This window comes from Streptomyces spiroverticillatus, from assembly GCA_014650415.1.
Classification (GTDB): Bacteria; Actinomycetota; Actinomycetes; order Streptomycetales; family Streptomycetaceae; genus Streptomyces; species Streptomyces spiroverticillatus.
The window spans coordinates 1-17,815 of the sequence record BMUX01000044.1; the positions used below are offsets into that span (position 1 = coordinate 1).

Here is a 17,815-nt window from a genome sequence, read left to right on the forward strand (position 1 = left end):
GCGACTACGAAGCCCACCCGCACCGCTCCGAAGCCATGATCCACCTCGCGATGATCGACCTCATGACCCGACGCCTCACCGGCGAAGCCACCCCCAACTGGCGAGGCACCTGACCCGGGACCAAACACACTCCACAGGGCAAAACGCTCAGTCAGAGGTTCCTGCGTACTTCCACGATGGAGCAGGACCGGCGTACGGCGGCGGACGCCCATCGGGCAGGAGCTGTGCGTGACGAACTTCTGGTACGAGGGCATCCTGGGCGGCATGGACTTCCACCGTGTTGAGCGTGCTTCGGGAGCGTTCCGGCAGTCGTTGACCGCAGAGGAGATCGTGAAGGTCTGTCGGCGGGCGTTCGGGGAGGGCGTGGTTCCCGTGTCCGCGGTCGAGTTGGGCACGGGGATGTACAACAACGTCTACCGCGTGACCTTGGCGGGGCGGGCGCGGCCGGTGGTCCTTCGTATCGCGCCGGAAGAGCGGCACCAGTTCCGCAGCGAGCATCGCCTGATGCGCAACGAGTACGCGACCGTGCCGTGGCTTGCGGTGATCGCCCCGCTGATGCCGCAGGTGCTTGCCGTGGACTGGTCGCACGACGTGATCGGCCGGGACTGGATGATCCAGTCCCACCTGGACGGCGTCCCGGCCCCGGAGCACCTGGGGACCTATCCGCGCACGCTGTGGCCCGTGTTCTTCCGGCAGATGGGTGCCATCGCCCGGTGTGTGCACGACGTCCGGGGGCCGCACTTCGGGCCGGTCAACGGACCGGGGTACGCAACGTGGAGCGAGACCGTGCTCACCTCGCTGGAGGAGATCGCAGCCGACCTTGACGGAGCGGGCCTGGACGCGTCCGACGTGGCGAAGGCCGTAGCAACGGCCGCCCACCAGAGCACGCTCCTTGACGAGATCACCGAACCGCGGCTGCTCAGCGGGGATCTGTGGACCGTGAACACCCTGCTGGACCCGGCGGCCCCGGAACCGCGGATCAACGGGGTCCTCGACTTCGACCGCTCCCTGTTCGGAGACCCTGCCGCGGACTGGACGATCCGTATAGCACGGGCGAAGAAAGACGAGCGGACGGCATTCTGGGAGGCGTACGGCGAGCCGGACCCCTCACCGGCCGCGCTCTGGCGCGCGCGGGTCTACGACGTCCGCCACCTTGGTGCCGTCCGTCTGGAGCGCCACCGGCTGGGCAACACCGCGGGCGTGCAGCAGTCGTACGACGCGATGGCTGGCGTGCTGGCCGGGCTGAGCTGACGGGCAGGCCCGTCGCCCCGGTGGGCCCGCAGGGGTTCGCGACGGACCGGCCATCGTTTCGTGCGGAGTCGACGTTGTGCCCGGTCGTCCGCTGGCGGGCGGTGGCGGTGCCGGGCACCGCGTGGTCGCAGGGGCCGTCGGTCACGGCGGGGACGGAGACCGTTCGCAGGGCAGCCCTACGATGTGCGGGTGACCCAGACGTTGCCGCCGCACGGTATCGGCCTGTACGACGTTCGCAGCCTCCGGATGGCCAGGACGGTGGTCCCACCGCTGTCGGAGGAAGATCGAGCGGCCCGGGATCGGGTGTGGGATCAGGCCGTGGCGGCGAATCCCTCTCTGTTCGACGGGCCGGCGGTGGTGTGCGCGGGCCTGGAGTGGGAGGGTCCGCACCGGCTGCTGTTGTTCTGGGCACCGGTGACCTACCGGCACTTCGCGCTGCGCCGGGTTCCCGGGTGCACAGCATGGTTGCCGTCGCTGTTCGTGAACGTTCTCCAGCCCACTGACGACGGACGCGTCCTGGTGGTGCGCATGTCCAAGACCACTGCCGCACCGGGGCGGTGGCAGCTTCCCGGCGGATCCGCCGAACCTCCAGCGGACGGCGGGGAGATGGACGAGCGGGCACTGCGCACCCATGCCGCGCGTGAACTGGCGGAGGAAACAGGGGCTCCGCTGCGTCCCGGCATGCTGAAGCTGTGGACGGTCACGCGGGGGGAGAACGCAAGCATCGGCCTGACCTATCTCGCCCCGCCCCGCCCCGTGAGCGCCCTCCAGCACGACTTTGCCGTGCTCACCGAAGCCGAGCGCGCGGCGGGGCGGGAGCCGGAGCTGGATGAGATCGCCCTGATCGGCGACCCAATGCGCCTGGCCGACCTGACAGGCCCCCACGCCGACTACCTCGCCCCCCTCGTCCACCGCTACAGCACCACGCGCCCGGGCGCTTCGGACAGCTGAACCTCCGTCCGCCGAGCGCCGCCGGTGCCGGGGGTCTAGCGTCAGCGCTGGGTGAGGAAGTCCCGTCCGCGTTCGTCGAGTTCGGCGGCGCAGCGCAGCCCTCGCGCCCGGAAGCGGGAGAGGTCGCTGCGCATGCGGGTGACGGCTTTGCGGGTGCGGACCGACCGTACGCCGTCCATGTGGTCCAGGGCGGTGTGCCAGGTGGCGCAGGCTTGTTCGATGCTGCCGCGTTGCAGGTGCATTTCCGCGCCTGCCACGAGGTCGAGGGCGACGATGCGGGCGAAGTCCTGGGGGCGGGCTGCGGCGGCGTGGGTGTACTGCTCGGCGGCGGCCCGGTAGTCGCGCAGGGTTTCGTGGACCTTCGCGGTGCGGGAGTAGAGGGAGGGGGCGGGCGGGCCCCAGGCCAGTGCCCAGAACGGGACCTCGTCGCCGGGGGCGGTGGTGAGCAGGGTGTGGGCCCGGTCGGCTTCCGCCAGTGCGGCCCGGGGCCGGCCGCTCTTGGCGAGGGTGTGCGCGTGGACCACGCGGAAGAGGGCCTCGGTCTGGCTGTCGACCTTGCCTTTGGCCCGGTTGAGGCCGGTCTCCGCCAGGGCCTGGCAGTGCTCGGGCCGGTGAAGCTTCAGACCCTGCATCGCCATGGTCCGCATGACGAATCCGTCGTGCCCGACCACCCCGGACTCCTGGGCCAGGGCGAACGACTGGAGGTAGTAGCGCTGCGCGAGACCTTGCTGGCCGGCGTCGTAGCTCTTCCATCCCAGCAGGTGCACGCCGCGGCCGGCGGCCGAGAGCATCTGCTGGCCGACCTCGGCGGTGGCGAACCGGCCCCGGCACAAGGGGGCTACATCGTCGCGCAAGTAGGTGATCAGTGCGCTGCGGCCGTGCTGGCCGCCATAGCGTTCGTCCAGGTCGGAGAACGCCTTCACCATCTCCCGGACAGCCTGTACCTCGGCCATCCCCACCACGGCTCCGGTCCGGGCGGCGGCTGTGCGCGCGGCGATCTCCTGGACGTGGGAGAGGGGCAGGGCGGCGGCCGCCACCGAGTAGGCGGAACCACCGAGGAAAGTACGCCGGTCCAACTCCAGCCTCCACAACGGCAGTAGGGTCTCCAGCGGGTCGTCCCCCAGGGACTGCCCGATGGTGTCATCCTCACCCGCCTCGGGTGCCGGCAGCCCGAGGTCTGCGGGGGTCAGGGCCCTGCCCAGCTGGCGGGAGAGGGCCACCGCGAGGTAGTGGCCGGTGCTGTCGCGCGGGACGGCCCCGGCGAGCCAGTGCCGGACGAGCCCCTTGTTGGTGGCCAGGGCAACCCCGCACTCGGCGGCGACCGTGCGCACGGCCTTCGCGACGGCGTCGTAGGTCAGCCCGGATTCCTCAATCAGGAGCCGGAGACGGGTGTTCGGCGTGCGCGTCATCTGTACCTGCCCGTGATACCGGTGATACCGCCTGCACTCCCTGTCACCGTACCGCTCCCGGGCGTCCGGGAGTTGACTTGTCGTAAGCCGCCCGTTCCCCGGATCTCCGGGAGTGCGGGATGCGGCTGTACGACCGGCTGGTGCCTGTCGTACCGGGTGCGGGGCCCTGGCCCCGCGGACCTCGGCGGAGGACCATGACCCCCGTAACGCGCCCCCCACACCACCCAGACATCCCGCTCGACGACCGCAGCCTTACGGACCACGCCCGGGACGCCCGTTGGTGTGCGGCCCAAGCAGCCTTTCTGCTCACTGCCGAGGACTGCGGACGGCCCGTGGAACAGCTCACCGCCCGCTGCCCGGGGACGGGGGTGCAGGACGCCTACCGCGTCCAGGCGGCCCTGATCGGCTGCCGTACGGCAGCCGGAGCGCGCGTCGTCGGCTACAAGATCGGTGTCACCTCGCAGGCGATGCAGCGGCAGATGCGCGTCTACGAGCCGGACTACGGCGTCCTGCTCGACGACATGGTGCTGCCCGACGGGAGCGCGCTGGCGACGTCCGGCCTGCTGAACCCCCGGGTGGAGGCGGAGATCGCCGTCCGTCTCGGCCGGGACCTCCACACCCCCCACATCAGTGTCGACGCGGCACGGGACGCAGTGGCCGAGGTGCTCCTCGCCCTGGAGGTGATCGACACCCGGTACACGGCCGACTGGCAGATCACGCTCGCCGACAGCGTGGCCGACAACGCCTCGTGCGCCCGGGCCGTCGTCGGCGAGCCCGTGGACTTCACCTCCGGCTGGGACCTGCGGGACGAACACCTGACGGTAGACATCGGCGGACGCACCGCAGCGGCGGGGGAGGGGCGGGCCGTGCTCGGCGATCCGCTGCGGGCTCTGGCCTGGGTGGCGGCACGGCACAGCGCCGGCGGCGGACCCGGGCTGCGCGCGGGCAGCCTCGTCCTGACCGGAGCCGTCCACGCCAGCCTGCCGCTCGCCTCAGGCACCACCGTGTCGGCTCGCGTCACCTCCCGCACCCTGCCGCCCGTACGCCTGCACGCCCGCTGACCGCGCTGGCACCCCTTCCTGACGCCTCGCCACCACCCTCCGGGCAGCCACAAACCCCGGGGGAGCGTGGCATGCAGCCCCCTTCGGCAGCCCCCTCTTTGTCCGAGACCACACGCTAGGAGGCTCCTATGAGTGCGCAACGCACACGCGTCGCGATCCTGGGCGCCGGACTCATCGGCATCGACCTGATCGACAAAATCCAACGCTCCCCGTACCTGGACTGCGCGCTGGTCGCGGGACGCACCCGGCAGACCGCCGGTCTGCGCCGGGCGGAACAACTGGGCTGCGCCACCGCGCCCCACGGCATCCGCTCCGTCCTGGAACAGGCACCCTTCGGCCTCGTCTTCGACGCCTCGAACGCCACCGCCGGGCACTGGGCGTACCTGGAGCAGGCCACGGACACCACCCTCATCGACCTCACTCCCGCCCGCCCCGGCCTGGCGGTGGTGCCCACCGTCAACGCGCAGGCGGCGGCTAGCTGCCGTCATATCGGGCTCGTCAGCTGCGGCGGCCAGGCCGCGCTGCCCCTCCTGCACGCCCTGGCTGCTCTGAGCGCCCCGACCTACATCGAGGTCGCCGCGACCGCGGCGAGCGCCAGCGCGGGGCCCGCGACCCGGCGCAACCTCGACGAGTACCTCGCCACCACCAGCGCGGCGATCAGCACACTGACCCGGGTGCCCGAGGTGAAGGTCCTCGCGAACCTCAGCCCCGCCCGCCCCGCCCCGCCCTTCCGGGTGGCCATGACCCTGCTCGCCGACACCCGCGGTCTCACCGCCGCCCACGTCGTCCGCACCGCCGAGCGCGCGGCCCACGAGGTCCGCCAGTTCGCCCCCGGCTACCAGCTCACCTCCACCACCGTGGGCGACGGACAGATCACCGCAGCTGTCGAAGTGACCGCTGCCAGCGCCCGGCTGCCCCGGCACGCCGGGAACCTCGACCTGATCAACGCCGCCGCCGTGCTCCTGGCCGAGCAGCACACCCGCCGCCACGCGAAGGACACCCGGTGACCAAGACCCGCACCCGGCAGATTATCCTGCACGACCCCACCCTCCGCGACGGCCAGCACGCCGTACGCCACCAGCTCGACGCCGCCCAGCTGACCGCCTACGCCACGGCCGCCGACGCAGCGGGCGTTCCCGTGATCGAGGTCGGCCACGGCAACGGACTGGGCGCCTCCTCGCTCCAGATCGGCCGGGCCAGGCTCGACGACCGCACGATGCTGACGACCGTCCGCGCCGCCCTCACCCACAGCCGCCTGGGCGTGTTCATGGCCCCCGGCTGGGGCACCTCCACCGACCTGCGCACCGCCGTGTCCCTGGGCGCGGACGTCGTACGCATCGCCGCGCACTGCACCGAAGCCGACATCACCGAACGCCACCTCGGCGTCGTCCGCGAACTGGGAGCCGAAGCCCACGGTGTGCTGCTGATGACCCACATGGCCAGCCCCGACGAACTGGCCCACCAGTGCGCCCGCATGGTCGACTTCGGCGCGCAGGCCGTCGGCCTCCTCGACTCCGCCGGCCACTACCTGCCCTCCGACGTACAGACCCGCATCACCGCCCTCACCCAGGCGGTCGACGTCCCCGTCCTCTTCCACGGGCACAACAACCTGGGCCTGGCCGTCGCCAACTCCCTCGCCGCCGTCGACGCCGGCGCCACCATCATCGACGCCACCGCCCGCGGCTTCGGCGCCGGAGCGGGCAACACCCAACTCGAAGTCCTGGCCGCCGTACTGGAGCGCACCGGCCACCCCACCGGTATCGACTTCCGCCGCCTGCTGGAGGCCGCGGACATCGCCGAAACCCACCTGATGGACACCCCGCCCACCATCGACTCGGTCAGCCTCGTCAGCGGCCTGGCCGGAGTCTTCTCCGGCTTCAAAAAGCCCGTCCTGGCCGCCGCCCGCGCCACCGGCGTCGACCCCGTCGACCTGTTCTTCGAGCTCGGCGCCCGCCAGGCCGTCGCGGGCCAGGAGGACCTCATCACCGAGGCCGCCCAGCACCTGCACCGCACCCGCCAGCACACCCCGAAGGAAAGGACCGCTCCCCATGCGTGAGGACCTGCGCACCCTCCTGGTGCACGACCTGCGGCTGCCCGCCGCCCGCCTGACCCCCGACACCACGCTGAGCGACGCCGGCCTCGACTCCCTCGCCGTGGTCGAGCTGTCCGTCCTGCTCGAAGAGCGCTACGCGATCCGCCTCACCGAGGTGGAACTGGAGCAGGCCCCCACCCTCGGCGACCTCGACACGCTCATCACCCGCGCCCAGACGGAAGGCTGACCGGCCATGCCCACCCCCACCGCACGGTCGTGGATCATCACCCCCGCCACCCGCACCACCCGGTTCGCCACCGCCCGCACCGCCGGCGCCGGCGTCGTTCTGGCCGACCTCGAAGACTCCGTCGCCGCCCAGGACAAAGACCGCGCCCGCACCTGCGCCCCGGACTTCTTCACCCCGCCGCACCCCGCCTGGTGCACCCTCGGCATCCGCATCAACGCCCCCCACACCCGCGACGGCCTCAAGGACCTCACCGCCATCACCGCCTACCCTCACCCGCCCACGGTCGTCCTGGTCCCCAAGACGGAATCCCCGCGCGACATCGAGCTCGTCGCAGCCGTCCTGGACACCGCCGAGTACCGGCCCCAGGTGTGGGCACTGATCGAAACCCCGCGCGCCTTCGAGCGGCTGCCGCACATCATGTCCGCACCACGCCTGGCCGGCGTCGTGTTCGGGGCCGCCGACTACGCGGCCGCCGTCGGCTGCCAGATGACCTGGGAGGCCCTGCTGCACGCCCGCGCCACCCTGGTCAACAGCGCCTGTGCCGCCCACCTCCCCGCCATCGACGCCCCCGTCTTCGACCTGAACGACACCGAGCTGCTGCGTGCCGAATGCCACCAGGCCAAAGCCCTCGGTTTCTCCGGCAAGGGAGCCCTCCACCCCCGCCAGACCGCCCTGATCAACCAGACCTTCACCCCGAGCCCCACCGAGATCGCCCGCGCGCAGGCCATCGTCGACGCCGCCCGCAGCAGCAAAGACACCTTCACGACCGTCGACGGACAGATGGTCGGCACGCCCTTCTTCCGCGCCGCCCAGGCCCTCCTGGACGAGGCCCCACGATGACCGGCACCCTTCCCCAGGGCTACCGCCGCACCGCCGCCAACCGCATCCGCGAGAACGTCGGCTGGGGCTACGACGACTTCATCACCGGCCGGATCATCGAGCACCGGCCCGCGCGCACCGTCACCGAAACCGACAACCTCCTGGGCACAGCCCTGGCGGGCAACACCGCCCCCATCCACACCGACGCCCACTACGCCGCCACCACCCGGTGGGGGCAGATCCTGGTCTGCGGCGGGGTCACCCTCAACCTCGTCGCGGGCATGACCGTCCGCAGCACCAGCGGCCTGACCCTCGCCAACCTCACCCTCGACGACGTCCGCTTCACCCACCCCGTCTTCGTCGGCGACACCCTCTACGCCGAAACCGAGATCGTCGGACGCCGCCGCTCCGAAAGCCGCCCCGACCAAGGCCTCGTCACCTGCCGCACCCGCGGCCACAACCAGGACCACACCCTGGTCGTGACGTTCACCCGCACCTTCCTCGTCCCCACCGACCCGGACGCCGTCCGCGACGCCACCGGCTACTGACACCCCAGGAAGGCCGCCGCCATGAACCACCCGCTCACCTTCACCCCGGCCGACGAGGACCTGTGGGACCAGTACGACCGGCTCGCCACCCGCAGCTACGGCCACCGCGTCACCGACATCACCGACCTGCGCCCGCACGCCGACCTCCAAGTCGCCGTCCGCGACGGCAACGTCGTCGCCGGCGGCCTCGGCCTCCTCATCGACCACTACTTCGGCGGCGCCCCCGTCCCCAGCGCCGCCCTCGGCGCCGGATGCGTCGCCCCCGAAGAACGCGGCGAACACCTCGCCGCCCGCATGGTCGAAGCCCGCCTGAAACCACTGCGCGAACAGGGCGCCGTCATCTCCACCCTCTCCACCTCCTCCAACCACCACGCCCGCCTCCTCGGCTGGCAGGCCCCCGTCACCGTGCTCGCCTGGACGGTGACCACCGAAGACCTCCACCGCGCCTTCGACGAGCGCAAGCACACCGCGTACGACATCACCTGCGGCCTCACCCCCGAGGCCCGCCAACTCCAGCAGCACCTCGCCCGCCAGTGGAACGGTCCCGTCCACCGGCCCGCCTGGTGGGACAAATGGAAGACCGACAAGAGCGACCTCACCACCTACCGCTTCGCCCTCCCCGACCAGCCGATCACCGGCTACCTCTCGCTGGCCACCAAGCGCCGCCCCCACCACGGAATGACCCTGACCGTCCACGACTTCTGGGCCGCCGACGCCCCCACCACCGCCGCGATGTACGCCTTCCTCGGCCGCCACCACACCCGCGCCCCCGACATCACCTTCCGTCGCGGCGCCCTGCCCCCCGACACCACCCTCCTGCACCACCTGCACCGCTTCCGGCCCACCGCCCAGGCCTGGCACCCCTGGATGCTGCGCCTCCTCGACCTCCCCGGCGCCATCCAGCGCCGCGGCTGGCCCGAGGACCTCGACGCCACCGTCCCCATCGAGATCGAAAGCGAAGACCGCCTCTCCCACGGCCGGTACCTGCTGCGCCTCACCGCCGGCTCGGCCGAACTCACCACCACCCACCGCGCAGGCGACGTCGCCCTCACCCGCGGCCAGCTCGCCGTCTGGTACGCAGGCGGCTACCGCACCACGACGGCCGCCCGCGCCGCCGGCGTCCGCGCCACCTCACCCCGCGCGCTGACCACCCTCATCCGCGCCACCACCGGCCAAGAACCCTGGCTCCCCGACCACTTCTAACCCCCACCGATCACAGCCGTGCACGCAGCGGAGGCCCCCATGACCGCCCCGAACAGCTCCTCGGCGCTCCTGCTCACCGCCCTGCCCGAAGCGAACTGGTCCAGCACCGGCGCCGTGGCCTACGAAGCGGCCGTCGAAGCGCTCAGCCGCACCGTGGGCAGCTACTCCGCCCACCTCGCCGCCCAGGACGCCCGCCCGCTCCCGGACCGCACCGCCCGCGTCATCCTGCGCCACGAGCGCACCTCCGCCGCCCGTACCCGCGACCTGGTCCACACCACCGACACCGACACAATCGGCGACCTCCGCCAGCGCCCCGCCGTGCCCATCCCGCAACCGCCGCAGCAGCCCGCGCCCAGCTACGTGCTGTCCCCGCAGGAAAACGAGCTGATCTTCACCCACAGCATCGTCCGCGACCTCCTCGCCCCGTTCGCCCCACAGGACCAGCCGGTCGCCCTCTACCTCCTGGGCCAGCCCGGTTCCGGGAAGTCCCACGTCGCCAGCCTGCTGCTCCACCGGTTCGCCCCGCACGGCGGCTGCGCGAACATCGACAGCGACCTCTACAAGCCTTACCACCCCCGCTACGCGGAGGCGATGGCACTCGACGACCGGAACATGGCCGCCTGCATGGGCCCCGACGGCCAGGCGTGGATGCACCGCGCCGAGCAGTGGGCCCACCACCACAAGATCAACATGCTGATCCAGGAAACCGCCCAGAACCCGCCCTACCTCGCCGACATGATGAAAGCCTCCCAGGCCAGCGGCTTCCGCAACGTCGTCCTAGCCCTCGGTGTCGCCCGAGCCCTCAGCGACCAGGGCATCCTGCACCGCTACCACGAGCAGGTGAAGGACTGCGGGCGCGCCCGGCTCACCGTCCCGGCGAAGGCAGACCTCTCCGACCGCGGCATCCTCGCCACCGCCCGCCTCATCGACGCCGAACAACTGGCCCACGAAACTGCGGTATTCCGACGCGGCGAACACCTCCCGAGGTACCACAACCACCTCCGAGACCACACATGGGCGCGGCCCCCGGCCTTCGCCGACGCGATCGAACGGGAACGCCACCGCCCCCTCTCCCCGGCGGAAGACCGCGACTTCCGCCACGTACAGGCCAAGCTCCTGGACGAAATGGAGCCGGAATGGACCAGCCGACTCCTGGACATCGCCCAACGCGCCCCCCGGTAGCTGCGCAAAGCTCCACGGAGCGACGTTCGGCTATGCCTTCCGGGCCGAGAATGCCTGTGCACCGATGTGCGGAGGCCTGACTACGGCTGGAGCTCCCTATTACCGGCGGGTAGACTTCTCCCGGTTCCGTTACGGGCGCGCCCCAAGGCGGTTTCAAAACGGGGCAGTTGACGGGGCATCATAAGCTGCGCGCGGTCAGCTGCCGGATGAGAAAAGGGAGAACGTGTTCATGAAGAGCATGGGGCGGACGGCAGCGGCTGCACTGCTGACCGGAGCCGCAGCGGCCGGGATGCTCGCCACCGGTGCAGGGGCAGCCTCGGCATCCGGCTACGCCAACTCCCTCTGGCACAGCTTCACCACGAGCGACAGCGGCTCCAACTGGAATGAGTGCAACAGTATGAAGCGCCAGCAGAACGACATCCTCCAGCGCTCGGGCAACCGGGACCCGCAGGTGTACTACTACTGCGCTCCGGGGGAGTTCGGAAACGGCGCGCAGCACGTCAACCTCTGGTTCCGGCACCGGGCCTGAGCCCGGTGCCCGACGTCGCCGGTCACCCGGCCTGCTGATCTGCGGTTCTGCCATAGACAGCGGGAGCGGCCGTTCTCCGTGCTTCGAGATGCCAAGTCTCGAAGCACGAGAGAACGGCCGCGCCGGAATGGCCGGGATCTTCTTCAGCAGCGGGGTCAGCTGGGTGACGTCGTTGCGGTTTCCGCCGGTCAGTGAGACGGCGAGCGGGGTGTCCTGGCTGTCGACGATGAGGTGGTGCTTGTTGCCTGGCCGGGCACGGTCGACCGGGCTCGGCCCGCTTTGGGCCCCTTCGAGCGGCCCGGACGTGACCGGAGTCGATCACCGCCGTCGACCAGTCGATCTGCTTCGCCGCCCGCAGCTTCGCGAGCACAAGCGTGAGGAGCTCCCCCAGGCTCCGGTCCAGTTCCAGGCTTCTAGCCGCCGCCAGCAGATCATCCCCGAGCCGGTCCGTGCTGCGGGACATCGATCTCACCCTGCGTGAGGGTGAGATCGTCGCGCTGCTGGGCCGGTCCGGGTCCGGCAAGTCCACACTGCTGCGGCACATTGCCGGGCTCCTCGCCCCTTCGGCGGGCACGGTCCGCTACCGCGGCACGCCGGTCGAAGGACCCAACCCCGGGACGGGATGCTCTGCCAGTCCTTCGCGCTGATGCCGTGGCTGACCGTGCGGCCGAACGTCGAGCTGGGCCTCCAGACCAAGGGCGTCGAGTCTCTCCAGCGCGGGCTGTGCGCTCGACCAGCAACCCCACCGCGACCTCATGCGGGCGCGCGCAGCCGAATCCCAGAAGGCCGTCAGCATCGACCTCCTCGACATGTGCACGCAGGCCGGGGTGAGGGTGGTCGAACTCCCGAGGGGACTGAGAAGCCGTCCCGCTTCTCCCTGATCAGTAACGCGCTGTGACGTGACTGTTGCCTCAAAGATGATGATGGCCGCCGGAATTGAAGGCGCTGGGTCACACCACCGCGCCCTTCGCCCTATGTGTCCCGCAGTCCCTTCCGCGTCCCGCCTCAAGGCGTTCGCCGGACGTCTGGATGCGTCTGCGGGCCCGGACCGTACGGTCCGGGCCCGCACGCTTATGGCTGTGGTCATCCCACGGGGCGCTTGAGCAGGAAGTCCCACTGCTTGGTGCCGGACGGGGTGACGGGGGCAACGACTTCCCAGCCGGCCTGGCCGGCGTCGTTGAGGCGCTCGATGTTGGCTCCGGGGAAGGAGGCTTCCCAGCAGTACTCCCACTTGGCCGGCTTGCCCGGTTCGGGGGCCTTGGCGGGAGGTTCGCTGGAGCAGCTGCCGCTGATCGGGGGCGGGTCCTCTACATGGGCGTGCGCCGGGGCGGCTGCAGCCAGGAGCGCGCCGAGGACGGTGAGGGCCCCCGCCAGGTGCCGGAGGCTGGGGTGCGGGCGGGGAGTGGCCGTTGAGCGGCCCTTCTGCGGGTGCCGGTGCGCGGAGGGGCGGGGTGACCGCGCGGGGATCATGCCGGGCACGGCCGGACCGAGGCGAACTTGAATGTCTGGTCGTCCTCGTGGGTATGGGCCTTCACTCGTTTGAGGCTGCCTCGGTAGCGTGTCTGTGAGTAGAGGCAGTAGTCCATGTATGTGACATTGAAGAGCGTGCTGCCGCCCTCGGTGGCGAGGGTCTTCCCGCCCTCTTCGTCCATGACCACCTTGCTCGTATCCGGGATACCTGCTCCTGCCAGGATTCTGACGTCTTTGCCCGTCGGAGAGGTTCCGGTGATGCAGAACCGCCCGGGGACGCAGCGGAGATGACTGCTCTGCTCTACGTAGACCCCCGGGGGCGGCACACTCGGGGCGGCCAGGGCAGGGCTTGTGGTGAGCAGCGGGAGGGTGAGGAATCCCATCGCCGCGACAGCGAGGGCAGCGGAGCGGGTCACTTCTTCTCCTTGAGCGGGGGGAGCAGTTCGGTCCAGACGGCTTTGGATTCCAGCGGGGCGGTCTCGGTGACGGGGCCGATCCGGAGGTAGCTCTGGGCCGTGGATTCACAGTTGCGGATGCGCTCGTAGTAGCCCGTGGCTCTGATCTTCTCGAAACCGACGTGGTAGACGACGCCCTGGCCGGGTCCCACGCTCATGGGGAACTCGGTGCCCTTCTCCACGGAGACGCTCTTCTCCATGGTGTTGGAGGTGGAGCTGTTGTAGGCGGACGAGGCGGATGCCGTGACCCCTACGCCGAAGGCGCTGAAGGAGGCTTCGGCGCTGATCTCGATTCCCCATTCGCTGGCGGCGGAGTTGGAGAAGGTCTCCGTCTCGCCGGTGGCGATGGTCTCCGTGCGGTCCAGCGGGTGGTTGGGGTCGGCACGGTTGTCCAGGGTGAACGTCATGATCTCCGTGCGTTCCCGGGTCGGCTCACCCTCCACGTCGAAGCGCCAGGTGTCGCTGCACGGCATGTCCTCGGGGTCGGCGTGGGCGGGGCCCGCCAGGGCGCCGCCCAGGAGAACCAGGGCGGTCAGTGCGGTCGTGGCCCCTCGGACGGTGCGCTTCGCGCACCGGGACCGCTGACTTCGGTGCGTGACTACTTCTTCCATGGCTGACCCACCCACTCCGCAGCGGCGTCCAGGGTTCTGGGGGAGTCCATCGGGAGGAAGAAGAGCATCGCCTCCGGGTTCTTGACCGCCATGTCGAAGGTGGTGGACTGCTTCTGCTTCAGCTTCCGGAAGTCGAACGAGTAGGTGCCCGCAAGATCCTTGAGCTCATCCGGCTGGCTATTCAGGGACTTGCCCGCCACACCATTGGAGGCGTCCAGCACCTGGAACGCTCCGTCGGAGGGCTTGCGGCCGACTCCGGTGATCGTCATCTTCACCGAGTGCGGCCTGCTGGAGTCGGTGGATTCCTGTGGGCACCACTTGACCATGAAGCCCTTCATGGACTTCTCCGTGCAGGCGGCAGGTTCGGACACCTGCGCCAAGGCGGGCGGAACAGCGAACACACCCCCCAGCAGCGCGCAGACGAGTACGCCCGCAGCCCGGTTCCGGTTGAACTTCATTCTCCTGGCACCTCCGTCTGACCGACTGACACAACAAGAGAGCTATGCCCGCATATAGGAATTTTGATGGTTTATAAGCTCTATCCAGCCATTTGGCGGTACTCAGAATAAACGCCCCTTAAGTTCTCGGAGGGAGAGGCGTTGCATTCATCGACGGCGCACGGTGACCTGCTACCACGTGCCTCTTCCTGCGGACCGTCCGAGTCACTGGGCTGCGGGTGCAACGCGGACGGTCCAGGGGTGCAGCCGGTGTGCCGCTTCGGCTTCCTGCGGGCGACGCCGTTCTTCTTCGCCGCTTCCCGGGCCGCGAACAACGCCTGGCGCGCGAGATCGACGCCGCTCACCTCACCACTGCTCACGCCTGCCCCCAGGTGGCGTAGCCGAGGTCCAGATGGCCGAGCCCTGAGAGGTGCTGCGCCTGGTCGACGACCTGATGGCTGAACAGGCGCCGGGCCGACGGCTCGCCGTAGCGGCCGATGTGGTCGAACACCACCTGGTGGTCCTTCATCCCCCGGATCCGCCAGTCGCGTACCTGATCGCGGGTCAGATCCTCGAGGACCAGCTCCAGGTCGTCGTCGACGTCGACCGGGTCCGGAACGGCGGCCAGGACAGCCGGAAGCGGCGCGGGAATCACGACCGGGGCCACTGATACGACCGGAACGTCGTCAACCGGCTGCGCGGCAGAAGCTTGTACGCGGGCTGCTTGCGCTTCGCGCCGATCGCATCGGCGACTTCCGCCTGGGTGAGACCTGCGGCGACCCGCAGCTGCTGCCGAATCAGAGGCGAGGGAAGGGTGTCGGTGTCCACCAGAGCATCAACTCGGCGCCTCTGCAGTCCTATGGTGCGAATCCGGTCGCAGCCCTGCATCCACAGCGCGCGCCGCCCAGTTCGGCCTGAGTGAGCATGTCGTCCGGATCCTCACCCGGACCGAGAAATACCGGCACGACCAGCGACGCGATTTTCCCTTCACCGGGCTGCAATCGCAGGGCTCGCCCGACCATTTGCACGATATCGACCATCGACCCCCGCGCATCGCAAAAGGCGACGGAATCGCATTTCCGTGAATCGACGCCCTCGCCGATCACTTTCACGGAACACAGGACTTTCAGCATGGCCGGATAGATTGTCTCGCCGCCCGCACCGTCCGCCACCGTGATGACGTCCGACTCGAACGCATCCAGCTGCTCCTTGCGGTACCCGGCCTTGTGGTCGCCGTGCAGCCACGACGCCCACACCCGCTCCGGCGGGTGGTAGCGCTCCGGGTCCTGCGCGTGCAGCTTCGCCGCGACCGGCACCACCCCCTCGGCCATGGCCTCGCACTCGGCAACCCGGGAGTGGAACGCCAGCACCTTCCGCAGATTCTCGTCCGCAGCCGCCGTCACCAGCCCGGTCTGCAACGCCGCCAGCCGCGCCCCGCGCACGAGGTCGGACCCGTGGTCACCGGAGGCCCGCGCGGCATGCAACGCAGGATCACTGATATCGACACATACCACCTGATACGGGGCAACCAGGCCTTTCGAAATGGCCTGCGAGAGCGTCAGCTTCCACGCCACCGGCCCAAAGATCGGGGAATCCGGCTCCATGCTCGCGACCAGCCGCGGCGCCTGCCGCCCCGCCCGCCGGGCGTCTTCCACGTCTTCCCAGATCCGGGGCGTCGCCGTCATGTACAACCGGCGCACTGACGTAATCCGCTTCTGATCGTGGACGATCGCCCACGCCTTCTCCGCGTCCCCCGACGTGTGGTGCGCCTCGTCGACGACCATCAGGTCGAAGCCGCCCATGCCCAGCGCCTGGGCCTTCGCCACGACGTGCGCCGAGTGGTAGGTCGAGAACACCGTCACCGGCCCCTGATCCTCACCCTCCACCCACGCCACCAGGTCCGCGGCCTCCGTCGTGCACGGCACCCCACCAGCCTCCGCAGGCCGCAACGAACACGCACCCACCATCGCCCCACCACGCCCGGCCCGACGCCACTCTGCAGCCATCTGCCGCACCAACTCCTTGGTCGGCACCAAGACCAGCACCCGCCGCGCCCGCAGGCCGTGGGCGACCCCGGCGGCGATCCGGGACTTCCCCGAGGCCGTCGCCGCGATGACCTGACACCGCAGCCCCTCCACCGGCACGGGGGAGCCGGCGGGAAGCTGAAGGTGGCGCAGGACCGCATCTACGGCCTCCACCTGATGGGGGCGCAGCCCGTTGTTCACCATCACCGCTTGCGCTCCTTCGTTCCCACTGCCTCCCCACGATGGTCCCAGCACCACACCCGCGATGTCACAGAAACCATGCGTTCGCCTGGCAGCCCCACCACCCTCGGGACTGGGGTCGGTATCACCAGGGGAACCGTCTTGTTCTGGTTCTCCAGAACAGAGCACAGGGGCCGCGAGGCCGGAACGAGGGCGGTGCCGCAGCCTGGAGAGGCTGCGGCACCGTGGAGGAGGGAAGGAACGGGCCTGTGCGGCCGCTCAGGCGCTTTGGGCGAGGTTGGCGACCTGCGCAGCGAAACGGGCGCGACGCTGCTCCGTGAAGCTCTCTGGTGGCGCCGCGTTGATCGCGGGCACGGCCATCGCGGTTCCCGCGATCCGCCCTCCGGTGAGGACGGGGTGGAGCTGGTAGACCGCGCGGTTCAAGAGCCAGGCGAGCCCGGCTTCCCTCAGCTCCTTGAAGCCGCGGTTCACCGCGGGCTTCCCGGCGCCAAGTTCGGACGCCATTTCCGCCTGGCTGATGTTGACCGAGCCGGTGTCGGGGTCCTGGAGCGCCAGGAGCACATCGAGCACCCGGCGTGCGGTGAGCGAGATGTCTACGAGGGCAAGCATCCTCAAAGCATCGCGGCTGAGCACGACCGGCTCGTCCGAGGGGGAGCCAGGGACGTAAGTAGTGCTCACGAGGGCCTCCAGGCTGTTGTCGTCTGGCATCGAGGGTATGCCTGCCCTGCTCACGCGCTCGCCTTGCGAGCGGGAATCCGCCGCCGGGGGAGTGCGACGACCTTCTCGCGGCGGCGTGCCGCTTCGGCTTCCTTCTTCGCCTGCGCCCGCTCCTCACGCCACAGCGCCGGGTAGTTCGGAGCCGGGATCACGCAGGCCGGGCCCTGGGCGGCGTTCCATTCGGCCTGCCACTTCTCCTGCTCGGCAGAGGTGCCGGCCACGGTCAACCAGGGGTTGAGCTGAAGCACACCGGGCTTCGCGGTACGCATCCAGCCGATGTGGTGGAAGAACTGCGACGGTTCGCTTACCGATGCCGCGGAGAGGCTGCACCGCTTCTGGAGCTCTCGCTGGTTGATTCTGACGTACCCGCGCGGAGCCTTCGTACGGTCGATGTCCTTGCTGTAACTGGGATCCTGGGCAGCCACGAGCTTGCACCACACCTGGAACCAGCTCCCCGGCATCTTCATGCCACCCAGCACGTCCATCAGCAACCGGGCATCAAGTACGTATCCCTGAACCTCAGCACTCACTGCGAAGGCGCGGCCCTGGACCTTCTCCACGGTGACGAACATGCCGCCCTTGCCGTCCGACCGCGCAACCACACGGTGACCAGGCCGGACAACCGGCAACTGCCCCATCAGAAGGCCCTCCAGATAGATCATCAGGCG

At 70.0% G+C, this 17,815-nt stretch carries 22 protein-coding genes and 1 pseudogene; 13 read left to right on the plus strand and 10 right to left on the minus strand.

The window, feature by feature from the left end; translation table 11 throughout:
* The 3 genes and pseudogenes from IE269_RS42250 to IE269_RS42260 all read left to right on the plus strand — a co-directional run.
* Positions 1 to 113, plus strand: a pseudogene (locus IE269_RS42250) (IS5 family transposase); the annotation flags it as partial.
* Positions 114 to 228: 115 nt separating this feature from the next.
* Positions 229 to 1,251, plus strand: a complete 1,023-nt coding sequence (locus IE269_RS42255; RefSeq protein ID WP_229898627.1) for a phosphotransferase family protein — start codon at positions 229 to 231, stop codon at positions 1,249 to 1,251.
* 189 nt (positions 1,252 to 1,440) lie between these two features.
* Positions 1,441 to 2,202 (plus strand): NUDIX domain-containing protein, encoded by a 762-nt coding sequence (locus IE269_RS42260; protein WP_229898628.1) that lies wholly within the window; start codon positions 1,441 to 1,443, stop codon positions 2,200 to 2,202.
* 41 nt (positions 2,203 to 2,243) lie between these two features.
* Here IE269_RS42260 and IE269_RS42265 read toward each other — a convergent pair whose 3' ends face one another.
* Positions 2,244 to 3,611 carry an NsdA family TPR-like regulatory protein gene (locus tag IE269_RS42265; protein ID WP_189828689.1) on the minus strand — a complete coding sequence of 456 codons (1,368 nt, stop codon included), beginning with the start codon at positions 3,609 to 3,611 and terminating at the stop codon, positions 2,244 to 2,246.
* A gap of 332 nt (positions 3,612 to 3,943) precedes the next feature.
* On the opposite strand from IE269_RS42265, the gene IE269_RS42270 reads away from it, so the two are divergent.
* The 10 genes from IE269_RS42270 (at position 3,944) to IE269_RS42315 (ending at position 11,879) form a co-directional block, all read left to right on the plus strand.
* A complete protein-coding gene (locus IE269_RS42270; RefSeq protein ID WP_229898629.1) occupies positions 3,944 to 4,672 on the plus strand; it encodes a 2-keto-4-pentenoate hydratase in 729 nt (242 codons plus the stop codon).
* Positions 4,673 to 4,800: 128 nt separating this feature from the next.
* Positions 4,801 to 5,679 (plus strand): acetaldehyde dehydrogenase (acetylating), encoded by an 879-nt coding sequence (locus IE269_RS42275; RefSeq protein ID WP_189828691.1) that lies wholly within the window; start codon positions 4,801 to 4,803, stop codon positions 5,677 to 5,679.
* A complete protein-coding gene (dmpG, locus tag IE269_RS42280; protein ID WP_189828692.1) occupies positions 5,676 to 6,728 on the plus strand; it encodes a 4-hydroxy-2-oxovalerate aldolase in 1,053 nt (350 codons plus the stop codon). The genes IE269_RS42275 and dmpG overlap by 4 nt, the downstream gene beginning before the upstream one ends.
* Positions 6,721 to 6,951 carry an acyl carrier protein gene (locus IE269_RS42285; RefSeq protein WP_189828693.1) on the plus strand — a complete coding sequence of 77 codons (231 nt, stop codon included), beginning with the start codon at positions 6,721 to 6,723 and terminating at the stop codon, positions 6,949 to 6,951. The genes dmpG and IE269_RS42285 overlap by 8 nt, the downstream gene beginning before the upstream one ends.
* A 6-nt stretch (positions 6,952 to 6,957) precedes the next feature.
* Positions 6,958 to 7,791 carry an HpcH/HpaI aldolase/citrate lyase family protein gene (locus IE269_RS42290; RefSeq protein WP_189828694.1) on the plus strand — a complete coding sequence of 278 codons (834 nt, stop codon included), beginning with the start codon at positions 6,958 to 6,960 and terminating at the stop codon, positions 7,789 to 7,791.
* Positions 7,788 to 8,318 carry a MaoC family dehydratase gene (locus IE269_RS42295; RefSeq protein ID WP_189828695.1) on the plus strand — a complete coding sequence of 177 codons (531 nt, stop codon included), beginning with the start codon at positions 7,788 to 7,790 and terminating at the stop codon, positions 8,316 to 8,318. Before IE269_RS42290 ends, IE269_RS42295 begins: the two co-directional genes overlap by 4 nt.
* A gap of 21 nt (positions 8,319 to 8,339) precedes the next feature.
* Entirely contained in the window at positions 8,340 to 9,521 is a 1,182-nt protein-coding gene (locus IE269_RS42300; RefSeq protein ID WP_189828696.1) for a GNAT family N-acetyltransferase, read from the plus strand.
* A 39-nt stretch (positions 9,522 to 9,560) separates the two neighbouring features.
* Positions 9,561 to 10,703: a zeta toxin family protein gene (locus IE269_RS42305; protein ID WP_189828697.1), complete on the plus strand. Its 1,143-nt coding sequence runs from the start codon at positions 9,561 to 9,563 to the stop codon at positions 10,701 to 10,703.
* Positions 10,704 to 10,932: 229 nt separating this feature from the next.
* Positions 10,933 to 11,232, plus strand: coding sequence for a hypothetical protein (locus tag IE269_RS43645; protein WP_229898630.1), 300 nt, complete (start codon positions 10,933 to 10,935; stop codon positions 11,230 to 11,232).
* Between the two features lie 449 nt (positions 11,233 to 11,681).
* Positions 11,682 to 11,879, plus strand: coding sequence for an ATP-binding cassette domain-containing protein (locus IE269_RS42315; RefSeq protein ID WP_229898631.1), 198 nt, complete (start codon positions 11,682 to 11,684; stop codon positions 11,877 to 11,879).
* A gap of 436 nt (positions 11,880 to 12,315) precedes the next feature.
* Here IE269_RS42315 and IE269_RS42320 read toward each other — a convergent pair whose 3' ends face one another.
* From IE269_RS42320 to IE269_RS42360, 9 genes are all read right to left on the minus strand, one after another.
* On the minus strand, positions 12,316 to 12,711 hold the full coding sequence (locus IE269_RS42320) for a hypothetical protein (protein ID WP_189828699.1): 396 nt from the start codon (positions 12,709 to 12,711) through the stop codon (positions 12,316 to 12,318).
* Positions 12,699 to 13,118 (minus strand): hypothetical protein, encoded by a 420-nt coding sequence (locus IE269_RS42325; protein WP_189828700.1) that lies wholly within the window; start codon positions 13,116 to 13,118, stop codon positions 12,699 to 12,701. Before IE269_RS42325 ends, IE269_RS42320 begins: the two co-directional genes overlap by 13 nt.
* A complete protein-coding gene (locus IE269_RS42330; RefSeq protein WP_189828701.1) occupies positions 13,115 to 13,768 on the minus strand; it encodes a hypothetical protein in 654 nt (217 codons plus the stop codon). Before IE269_RS42330 ends, IE269_RS42325 begins: the two co-directional genes overlap by 4 nt.
* Positions 13,756 to 14,226 (minus strand): hypothetical protein, encoded by a 471-nt coding sequence (locus tag IE269_RS42335; RefSeq protein ID WP_189828702.1) that lies wholly within the window; start codon positions 14,224 to 14,226, stop codon positions 13,756 to 13,758. The genes IE269_RS42330 and IE269_RS42335 overlap by 13 nt, the downstream gene beginning before the upstream one ends.
* A gap of 355 nt (positions 14,227 to 14,581) precedes the next feature.
* Entirely contained in the window at positions 14,582 to 14,860 is a 279-nt protein-coding gene (locus IE269_RS42340; RefSeq protein WP_189828703.1) for a hypothetical protein, read from the minus strand.
* Positions 14,857 to 15,033, minus strand: coding sequence for a hypothetical protein (locus tag IE269_RS42345; RefSeq protein WP_189828710.1), 177 nt, complete (start codon positions 15,031 to 15,033; stop codon positions 14,857 to 14,859). Before IE269_RS42345 ends, IE269_RS42340 begins: the two co-directional genes overlap by 4 nt.
* Before the next feature lie 29 nt (positions 15,034 to 15,062).
* Positions 15,063 to 16,433, minus strand: coding sequence for a DEAD/DEAH box helicase family protein (locus IE269_RS42350; protein ID WP_189828708.1), 1,371 nt, complete (start codon positions 16,431 to 16,433; stop codon positions 15,063 to 15,065).
* A gap of 255 nt (positions 16,434 to 16,688) precedes the next feature.
* The gene (locus IE269_RS42355; protein WP_229898632.1) at positions 16,689 to 17,039 is read right to left on the minus strand and encodes a helix-turn-helix domain-containing protein; all 351 of its coding nucleotides are present in this window, start codon (positions 17,037 to 17,039) and stop codon (positions 16,689 to 16,691) included.
* A gap of 119 nt (positions 17,040 to 17,158) precedes the next feature.
* Positions 17,159 to 17,815, minus strand: a 657-nt coding sequence (locus IE269_RS42360; protein WP_318299703.1) for a hypothetical protein, incomplete at its 5' end; no start/stop codon positions are given.